General features: G+C 62.8%; 9 protein-coding genes. 4 read left to right on the top strand and 5 right to left on the bottom strand.

The genetic code is table 11. The annotated features are described in order from the left end of the window. Positions 1-506 precede the first annotated feature (506 nt). Positions 507-2,303 (bottom strand): lysophospholipase, encoded by a 1,797-nt coding sequence (locus NLR35_RS06815; protein WP_257165762.1) that lies wholly within the window; start codon positions 2,301-2,303, stop codon positions 507-509. Positions 2,304-2,552: 249 nt separating this feature from the next. On the opposite strand from NLR35_RS06815, the gene NLR35_RS06810 reads away from it, so the two are divergent. After that, the gene (locus NLR35_RS06810) at positions 2,553-3,881 is read left to right on the top strand and encodes an aminotransferase class V-fold PLP-dependent enzyme (protein ID WP_257165761.1); all 1,329 of its coding nucleotides are present in this window, start codon (positions 2,553-2,555) and stop codon (positions 3,879-3,881) included. A 42-nt stretch (positions 3,882-3,923) separates the two neighbouring features. Here the strand turns inward: NLR35_RS06810 and NLR35_RS06805 are convergent, their stop codons facing one another. Beyond that, positions 3,924-4,166: a cysteine rich repeat-containing protein gene (locus tag NLR35_RS06805; RefSeq protein ID WP_257165760.1), complete on the bottom strand. Its 243-nt coding sequence runs from the start codon at positions 4,164-4,166 to the stop codon at positions 3,924-3,926. Positions 4,167-4,194: 28 nt separating this feature from the next. Here NLR35_RS06805 and xth point away from each other — a divergent pair, with 28 nt between their 5' ends. Continuing rightward, complete coding sequence (gene xth, locus NLR35_RS06800) at positions 4,195-5,016, top strand: exodeoxyribonuclease III (RefSeq protein ID WP_257165759.1); 822 nt, start codon at positions 4,195-4,197, stop codon at positions 5,014-5,016. A 7-nt stretch (positions 5,017-5,023) separates the two neighbouring features. On the opposite strand, the gene NLR35_RS06795 is transcribed toward xth, so the two are convergent. Further along, the gene (locus tag NLR35_RS06795) at positions 5,024-5,515 is read right to left on the bottom strand and encodes a hypothetical protein (RefSeq protein ID WP_257165758.1); all 492 of its coding nucleotides are present in this window, start codon (positions 5,513-5,515) and stop codon (positions 5,024-5,026) included. A 162-nt stretch (positions 5,516-5,677) separates the two neighbouring features. Further along, entirely contained in the window at positions 5,678-6,403 is a 726-nt protein-coding gene (locus NLR35_RS06790) for an alpha/beta hydrolase (RefSeq protein ID WP_257165757.1), read from the bottom strand. A 102-nt stretch (positions 6,404-6,505) separates the two neighbouring features. Between NLR35_RS06790 and NLR35_RS06785 the strand changes: the two genes are divergently transcribed. Then, on the top strand, positions 6,506-7,489 hold the full coding sequence (locus NLR35_RS06785) for a helix-turn-helix domain-containing protein (protein ID WP_257165756.1): 984 nt from the start codon (positions 6,506-6,508) through the stop codon (positions 7,487-7,489). Here the strand turns inward: NLR35_RS06785 and NLR35_RS06780 are convergent. Next, on the bottom strand, positions 7,481-7,768 hold the full coding sequence (locus NLR35_RS06780; protein WP_257165755.1) for a hypothetical protein: 288 nt from the start codon (positions 7,766-7,768) through the stop codon (positions 7,481-7,483). The genes NLR35_RS06785 and NLR35_RS06780 overlap by 9 nt on opposite strands. 244 nt (positions 7,769-8,012) lie before the next feature. Between NLR35_RS06780 and NLR35_RS06775 the strand changes: the two genes are divergently transcribed. Then, a complete protein-coding gene (locus NLR35_RS06775) occupies positions 8,013-8,738 on the top strand; it encodes a sulfite exporter TauE/SafE family protein (RefSeq protein ID WP_257165754.1) in 726 nt (241 codons plus the stop codon). The last annotated feature ends 14 nt before the right edge of the window (positions 8,739-8,752 follow it).

The following is an 8,752-nucleotide window of genomic DNA, read 5'->3' as shown; positions in this document are numbered from 1 at the left end:
ACCGGCATTCCCTGCGCGATGGCTTACGTCTTATGCGTACTCTCCCCGGGGATCGGCTGTCTTGCCCCCGTGACCGGCGGATCATCATCACCACCGGCGTAGCATCAGCGTCGAGATGCCAGGACCATACGTTTTCGACGTGCGCTCAGGACCGTTCGTCCGCACGACCAAGCCATGCTGCGACCCAAGACGCCCACCGCATCCCACCCCGCGTGTCATGACGATCGCGATACGCCCCTCGTGCCGAGGCGGGACGGCGCTATACAATCATGATTTTCGGAAAAACAAAAGCCGAATATTTTTCACGGCACGACTGGACAGCGCGAGTCGCCTTGAGATCGCTGGCGAATTCCGTGTTTTGGTGCAGCTTTCCGACCCCAGACCTGCTCTTTCAACGACCAAGCTTGCCCTCCAAATCAAACTCGCCACGAAACAGGCATCAGCGAAAACGAAGCATTACACCGCAACTACAGCAAACTCACACATATTTCGCGACTGGTGAAATATCAAACAGTCATTAACACGCCCAACATCAGCACCGCGTATGCCAGAAGCCACCATCGCCCAAATTGATACATCAGAAAACCTGCAGCTACTATCACGCTTACTCCCAAGATCCAGATCAGCCAACTGAGGTTCGAGGCGAACTCCAAAGCGCTCGGCTCCGGCCGATCACCAGGCCGCCAGAGCTGGACGAAATCGAGATTCGGATCCGCGGCAACGTAGGTGGCGATCGGTTCGACCATGGCAATCTTGACTGCAGCTCCATGGCCACCTGAAATGTACTTCAGATTCAAGAGGCGCCCCTCATCTCCTGAACCATGACGAAACCCACGAAAGCCTGCCGAGCCTATATCAAAGAAGCCAGGCTCGGCTTTTAGCTTCATGAGATCGGATATCTGCTGAAAAAATTGGGGAAAGATTGCCACAACCCAGTCTTTGTCGGCGCAGATATTCCAAACCCGTCCCGTCACTCGTTCGCCACTCATCAGAGTAGCCCAGTCATAGTGAGCGGGCACGACACTCCCAGCAAAGAAGACATTCCTTACCTTCAAGACTGGATACCGCTGTAGTGCGCTGGCCAAAATATAGGTGCCATTGCTGTGCCCAATGAAATCCATGGTGTCGACATTAGGATACATCGCCCTAGCTTGGATATATTGATCCATGAACCATCGCACATTCTCCTGACGGTCCCAGTAGAGAAGAAACGGCAGCATTGCGAACCTACGATAGAGAGGAGGAATGACCTTGACGGTCGCCGCACGATCTCCAATTTGCTTCTCAATTGAACGCTTGACCTCCGCGGGCCATGTACTTTCGTCTCGAATGCCATGCATCACGAATATGAGTTGCGTGACGGCCGGATCAGTCTGTAGTCTTCCTAACTTATCAGCCCAGTAGGGCGGGAACTCCTCCCGTGCTCGGGTGAGCGACATCTTGATAGCTTCCCCAGCTGGGCTCAGCGTTCGACCATCTTCGCGGTACAAGAGAGCCGCAATCTCGGCATGAGATAGTCCTTCGAGCGTCTTGATGATCACGTTTCCGGGCGCGACAACCTCGAAATCTATACTGTCCTCGCGATCGACCAGTTCATCTTTCTCTCCTAAGAGGTGAATGATCAGCGGCAGCCTGCGACTGTGAGACGATTCCCACGTTCTAAACAGGTCGATCCAGTGAACGCGCATATTCGCGACAAAGGGTGAGCCCTGCATGAGGCTCGCAATAAACTGTCCGGTACCCGTCAGATACCCCACTTGTTTCGCCGTATAACCTATGGCGTACAAGTAGCCATTGAGGTTTTTTGGCTTATGATCTGGCCAGCCTCGATTGGGCGCAGCGAGCGAAACGAAGCGATCGACACTATCGACCCAAGGATGGCCCCCGCGCGCGCGCGCGTCGGGGCGATCCTCTAAACCGTGCCCCCAAAGATAAGCTTTGCGAAGCAATAGCCCACCTGTACTATAACCAAATAGAATGATCTTCTCATAACTGTGCTTATCATAAGCTGTTCTAATGGAGCTCTCTATCATGCTTGTGAGATGGTAGGGATCGATATTGGATGCCCACTCGTGGGTGTAAGTGGGGACCAGCATATCCGCTGTAGGCCACGACTCTCGGATCAGCTTCTCAAGATCTGGCCTGCTTGCCCTTCCGCCCAACGGTGGACCATAGACAACGAGGGTCTTATGATCCCCCTCAATAAATTCGACGGTTCCTGCATCGCCGAAATCGAGGTGCCTAAGACCGAACAAAACAGTAAGAATTGCAATCGCGAAAACAGCTTTGATGACGAATATCATCTTCGTTCCCACCTCAACCAGAGCAATACTTCTGGATGCCGCACTCGTTCATGTTGTTCTTTTTTTATGGTAGGCGTCAAGCAGCGTGATGTTGCGTTGCGCGGCTGAAAGGACCGCCATCCCAGAGGCGAGCAGCGTCGGCGAGGAAGGTGCACTGAAGCATGCCTCCGCATCATCGAACCGTCACGCAGCCGTCATCCTCGTTTCGTCGCGGATTGCTCTGTGCGCGACGATTCAGGAGAGCTTGCGATGACCCCAACTGACACGACATCCACCCGCCGTACCATCCTGCGTGGCCTCGCGGCCGGTGCGGCGCTGCCGGTGGCGGGAGCGGCGATGGCCGCCGAGGGCGCGCTGGCGGGGCTGCCCAAGTCGCCGGCCGGATCGGCACAGGAGATCGCCACCGATCAGGCCTATTGGGCCGCCGTGCGCCGGCTCTATGCGGTGACGCCGGACATCGTCAATCTGGAGAACGGCTATTGGGGCGTGATGCCGGAGCCTGTCAGGCGGGAGTTCATGCGCCAGACCGAGATGGTCAACAGGGAGAACTCCTACTACGCGCGGCAGCGCTTCGGTGCGGATTTCGAGGCGGTGCGGGTCAAGGTGGCGGAGGCTGTCGGCGCCACGCCGCAGGAGATCGCGCTGACGCGCGGCGCCACCGAGGCGCTGCAGCTCTTGATCGGCGGCTACAACCGGCTGAAGCCGGGCGATGCCGTGCTGTATGCCGATCTCGACTACGACTCGATGCAGTACGCCATGAACGCGCTGAAGACCCGGCGCGGCGTCGACGTGGTGAAGTTCAACATCCCGGAGCCGGCGACCCGGCAGGCCGTGCTCGACGCCTATGCCAGCGCTCTCGAAGCCAATCCGAGGACGCGGCTGCTGCTGGTAACCCATGTCAGCCACCGCACCGGCCTCGTGATGCCCGTTGCCGAGATCGTGCGCATGGCGAAAGCGCGCGGCATCGACACCATCATCGACGCGGCACATTCCTGGGGCCAGATCGACATCAAGGTCGGCGATATCGAGTCCGACTTCATCGGCTTCAACCTGCACAAATGGATCGGCGCGCCGCTCGGCATCGGCTTCCTCTATGTCCGCAAGGACCGGCTCGACAGCATCGACCGCGACATGGGCGACGAGGATTTTGCCGAGAGCGACATCCGCTCGCGCGTCCATACGGGCACGATGAATTTCGCGACCGTGCTGACGGTGCCGACCGCGATCGCTGTGCACCAGGAGATCGGCGCGGCGGCCAAGCAGGCGCGCCTGCGCCACTTCCGCGACTCCTGGGTCAGCCGCGCCCGCGAATTCAAGAGATTGGAGATCCTGACGCCGGACGAGCCCGGCCTATACGGCGCCATCACCTCGTTCCGGCTCGCCGGCAAGACCAGCAAGGCGGACAACGAGGCCATCGTGGCCAAGCTCCGCGACGAGCACAAGGTGCTCACCGTGCGCCGCGCCGGCGTCGCCAACGGCCAATGCGTCCGCGTGACGCCGGCGCTCTACACGACAGAGGCGGATCTCGACCGGCTGGTCGAGGCGCTCGCCGTGGTGACCGGCAGCAAGCCGGGATGAGCGCGCGATCGTCGCGCTCAGCGGCCGAGCAGCCGTCGGGCCCTACTCCTTGCCCTCGGCCTTGTAGGCGTCCAGCATCTTCTTGCAGGTGTCGGCGAGCTGGGCATAGTTGCGCTGCAGGCAGGCGATGATGCGGCCGCCGCCGGGGATCAGGCCGAGACAGAACTTGTCGTAATCGGCCTGGCAGGCGGTGCGCTCCTCGTCGGTCGGCTGCCGCTGCGCGTGCGCAGCGGGGACGACCGCGACCGTCAGCGTGAACAAAATGGCGGTTGCGAGCTTTTTCATCCCAGTCGATCCCTTCAGCGGCGGCATCATGAAGATCGCGACCTTCAACATCAACAATGTCCGGCGGCGTCTCCCCAACTTGCTGGGCTGGCTGCGCGTCGCCAAGCCGGACGTCGTGTGCCTGCAGGAGCTGAAATCTGCGCAGGACGAATTTCCGATCGATGCGATCGCCACGGCCGGCTATGGCGCGGTGTGGCAGGGGCAGAAGACCTGGAACGGCGTCGCCATCCTCGCGCGCAAGGCCGAACCGGTGCTGATCCGCACCGCGCTGCCCGGCGCGCCAGGCGACAAGGAAGCGCGCTACATCGAGGCCGCGGTGCGCGGCATCGTGGTCGGCTGCCTGTATCTGCCGAACGGCAATCCGCAGCCGGGGCCGAAATTCGACACCAAGCTCGCCTGGTTCAAGCGGCTCCAGAGGCACGCAGCCAAGTTCATCAAGGACGATCTGCCGGTCGTGCTCGCCGGCGACTACAACGTCGCGCCGACGCCGCTCGACATCTATCCGACCAGGTCATGGGACAAGGATGCGCTGGTCCAGCCGAAGAGCCGCGCGGCCTACAAGGCCCTCGTCGATCAGGGCTGGTGCGACGCGATCCGCGCGCTCCACCCGGACGCGCCGATGTTCACCTTCTGGGACTACAAGCGCAACCGCTGGCCGCGCGATGCCGGCCTGCGGCTCGATCATCTGCTGCTCAGCCCGCAGCTCGCGCCGCGCCTCGCCAAGGCCGGCGTCGACCGCGCCATGCGCGGCGAGGACGGCGCCAGTGATCACGCCCCGGCCTGGATCGTGTTGAAGCGGAGCGCCGGGCTGAGCCGGTCGAGCAAACGAACAAACAAAAGCACATCATGAGGCGGGCTCAACCGCGATCCGGCCAGACCTCCTCGAGCTTGGTCGAGCGCTCCGGCAACCCCTCGGTGAGCATGGCGGTGCCGCCGCACACCGGCAGATGGACGACGAGGCTCGCGGCATCCGGGACGTTGGCGCGCGGCGTCACGTTCCACAGCATGATCTCCTGCGGCGTGCGCCGGATCTCCTTGAACTCGTAGCTGTAGGTCTCCGAGCCCCGCGGATATTCGCGCCAGATATTGCCCTCCTTGCGGAAGCTGCTCTGCGTGCCGGCGAAGCGATCGGCATAGGTCAGGCAGGCCGGCAGGTTCAGCATGTCCAGGGTGGCGGAGCCGATGTTGGACACCGCGGGAATGACGCTGTTCACGGCGCCGATGGCGGCAAACACGGCGGTGAGCGCGCCGGCCGCCATCGCAAGCCAGGTCTTCGACGCACCCGGCTTGGCGCTGACGGCCTTGCCGGACAGGACCTTGGACGACGACGTCAAATGGAGCTGGGTCATGACTGCGTTCTCCGATGTTTCGCAGGGGGCTTGCTGACCAACCGGGTCCGTTCATCGGAGATTAATCTCGCAGGTCTCGGCCGTGGCGAATGTGAGGCGGATCACAACCAGACATTTCCGTCTTCATTCGCTGCACGGCTGACGGTCAGCCCCCCTGCCCTATCAGTCGCGCCCCGCGTCCATGATCGCCTGCGCCAGACGGGCCGGATCGGAGAAGCACAGCTCGTGGCTGCCAGGCACCTGCACCAGGCGGAACAGGCCGAGCTTGCCGGAGAGACGCGGATGCCATGGCAGGCTGTGCGGCAGCGCGGTGTCCTCGGTGCAGTTGATGTAGGATTTGGCGATGGTCATCTCGGCCGGATTGGTCTTCAGCTTGATCGCGTCGGTGAAGGTCTTGTTCGGGTGCGGATTGAGGATCTCATAGGTGCGCGTCACAGTAGTGAGGTCGGCATCGTTGATGAAGGCCTCGCGCCAGACCGAGAACGGCAGCACCACCGAGCCGTCGCCACGCTCGGCCGCGACGGCGTCGAACAGCGCGACGTAGTGCGGAGGCACCATGTCGTTGAGGCATTCGCCATCATTGGGCACGAACGCATTCCAGTACACCAGCCGGCGGATGCGCTCAGGCATGCGATCGGCGACGCCGGTAATGACCATGCCGCCATAGGAATGGCCCATCAGCACGGCATCGGTGATGTCGTGCTCCGTGAAGTAGTCGCAGATCGAACTGATGGCCTCGTTGAGGCCTGATGTCTTGGCGTCGCCGGGACGGTTGCCGCGGATGGTCGGCAGATGCACGGTGTGGCCGGCGGCGCGGATCGGCGCCGCGACGGGCTCGAGCTCGGCGCCGGTATGCCAGGCGCCGTGGACCAGGACGTAGGTTGACATGATCATGTTCCTTTGCACGATGAAGGACGGTGCAAGGAGGATGGCCGGAGCGCGCTCGCCGCGCTTGGCTGCAACTGAACAGATTGGTCTCGGAGTGAACCGATGCCGGGCGCGGAGGCGGAACGTCAGCGGAGCTGGAATACGGCCGCCGTGCAGCCGGAGGAGCAGTTCTCCTATTATCGCGAGGCGATCTGCCAGGCTTTCATGAACCTGACGCCGGAGCCGGCGCGCGGCACAGGCTTCGCGGCGGAGGTGCAGCATGTCAGCCTCGGCAACGGCGCGATCAATCGGGTCACATTCCCGGAGCACATCGTTCGCCGTTCGCGCAGCGATATCGCCGCCTCTGGCGAGCGCTGCTTCTATCTCAACCTCAAGCTCGCCGGCCGCTGCACCATCCTGCAGGACGAGCACGAGGTCAGCCTGTCGGCGGGACAGGTCGGAATCTTCGACAGCGACCGCACCTTCGTGCTGCAACACGATCGCGGCCCGTCGCTCGGCGTCATCTCCTTTCGTGTTCCGGCGGATGCGCTGTTCGGGCGCCTGCCCGCCGAGCGGGACGTCGAGCCGACGCGGCTGTCCGATGATCCCTGCCTCGACCCGCTGATCGTCGAGACCGCGCGTTCGCTCAACGCCAATGCGCTGCGGCTCGCGTCGGACGATGCGACGGCGCTGTTCGATGTGCTGCTCGATCTCGTCGCGCTGAGCGTATCGCGCCGCGGCCGACGCGAGGCGCATGCGACGGCGTCATTTGCCGACGCCACGACGCTGGCGCTGCGCCGCGCCATTCACGAGCGGCTGCGCGAGCCCGGCCTGACGGTGGCGACGATTGCCTCTGTTGTCGGGATCAGCGAGCGCTACGTGCACAAGCTCTTGGCGCGCGCCGGCACCAGCTTCTCGGAGCTCGTAATGGCGCGGCGGCTCGATGGCGTTGCGCGCGATCTGCGCGATCCCGCTTGCGCCGGCCACGACATCGGCCGCATCGCGTTCGACTGGGGCTTTTCGGACTTGTCGCACTTCACGCGCCGCTTCAAGCAGCGCTTCGGCCTGCGCCCGCGTGATTGGCGGGTGCAGTCGAACTCAGGCTGACAACCGCCGCGCGTTGGCGGCGACGTGCTCCCGATAGCGGCCGACGATCGCAGCGGGAGATGCGCCGGCGCACAAGCTCGCGGCGGCCTCGAACGCGGCCGCGATCTTTTCGCCGACCATCAGCTGCGCTTCATATGGCGAGTCCTGGTCGCCGCGCGCGAACTTTTCCAGCCGCAACCGGATCACCTCGCCCGCCTCGACGGCCAGCAACGCGCCGGTGAGCCATGGGAAGTCAGCGGCATGCGGCTGCATGCTTGCGGATGTCGGCTGTCTGCTCATCTTCGCCTCGCTGCGGAACATCGGCAGGTGATGCGACGAATACGCTTCAACTTTTAAAGATGCAGACGCACAATCATCGTCGATTTCGAGTCGGCTCGAACCACCTGTTAAGCATCAAAGCGGCCTTCACGTCATTCCGGGGCGATGCGCAGCATCGAACCCGGAATCTCGAGATTCCGGGTCTGGTCCTTCGGACCATCGCGGAATGACGCCGCCGAGCCGCCCGCCGCGGAGGACGACAACCTTGGGCTTCCTGTTCGTCCTCGCCGTCGGCCTCGTCGCCGGTACCTTGTCCGGCATCGTCGGCACCGGCTCGTCGATCATGCTGATGCCGGTGCTGGCCTATGAGTACGGGCCGAAGGAGGCCGTGCCGATCATGGCGGTGGCCGCCGTGATGGCCAACCTGTCGCGCATCCTGGCGTGGTGGCGCGAGGTCGATTGGCGCGCCTGCGCGGCCTATTCGGTCACCGGCATCCCGGCCGCGGCGCTCGGCGCGCGCACCTTGCTGATCCTTCCGTCTCACGCAGTCGACATCACCATCGGACTGTTCCTGATGGCGATGGTGCCGGTGCGGCACTGGCTGACGCGGCACGAGATCAAGGCCAATCTCTGGCACCTCGCGATCGGCGGTGCGGTGATCGGATTTCTGACCGGCATCGTCGTCTCGACCGGACCGCTCAGCGTGCCGCTGTTCCTGTTCTACGGCCTGTCCAAGGGCGCCTTCCTCGCCACGGAGGCCGCGAGCTCGCTCGGGCTCTATATGTCCAAATCCATCACGTTTCAGCGCTTCGGCGCGCTGATGCCGGACATCCTGCTGAAAGGCCTGATCGCCGGCGGCTCGCTGATGGCCGGCGCGTTCGTCGCCAAGCGCTTCGTGCTGCACATGAAGCCCGACATGTTCCGCCTGGTCATGGATGGCATCATGCTGGCCGCGGGCCTAAGTATGTTATGGAACGCCACCCACTCCTGACCGCAACGATTCTC

It is taken from the genome of Bradyrhizobium sp. SRS-191 (genome assembly GCF_024586915.1).
In the GTDB taxonomy this organism is placed as follows: domain Bacteria; phylum Pseudomonadota; class Alphaproteobacteria; order Rhizobiales; family Xanthobacteraceae; genus Bradyrhizobium.
This window is presented reverse-complemented; position numbering and strand designations above follow the sequence as displayed.

Excerpts from the sequence above, each read along its gene's own strand:
- NLR35_RS06815 (WP_257165762.1), bottom strand. The coding sequence starts at position 2,303 with ATGATATTCGTCATCAAAGCTGTTTTCGCGATTGCAATTCTTACTGTT.
- NLR35_RS06810 (WP_257165761.1), top strand. The coding sequence starts at position 2,553 with ATGACCCCAACTGACACGACATCCACCCGCCGTACCATCCTGCGTGGC.
- NLR35_RS06805 (WP_257165760.1), bottom strand. The coding sequence starts at position 4,166 with ATGAAAAAGCTCGCAACCGCCATTTTGTTCACGCTGACGGTCGCGGTC.
- xth (WP_257165759.1), top strand. The coding sequence starts at position 4,195 with ATGAAGATCGCGACCTTCAACATCAACAATGTCCGGCGGCGTCTCCCC.
- NLR35_RS06795 (WP_257165758.1), bottom strand. The coding sequence starts at position 5,515 with ATGACCCAGCTCCATTTGACGTCGTCGTCCAAGGTCCTGTCCGGCAAG.
- NLR35_RS06790 (WP_257165757.1), bottom strand. The coding sequence starts at position 6,403 with ATGTCAACCTACGTCCTGGTCCACGGCGCCTGGCATACCGGCGCCGAG.
- NLR35_RS06785 (WP_257165756.1), top strand. The coding sequence starts at position 6,506 with ATGCCGGGCGCGGAGGCGGAACGTCAGCGGAGCTGGAATACGGCCGCC.
- NLR35_RS06780 (WP_257165755.1), bottom strand. The coding sequence starts at position 7,768 with ATGAGCAGACAGCCGACATCCGCAAGCATGCAGCCGCATGCCGCTGAC.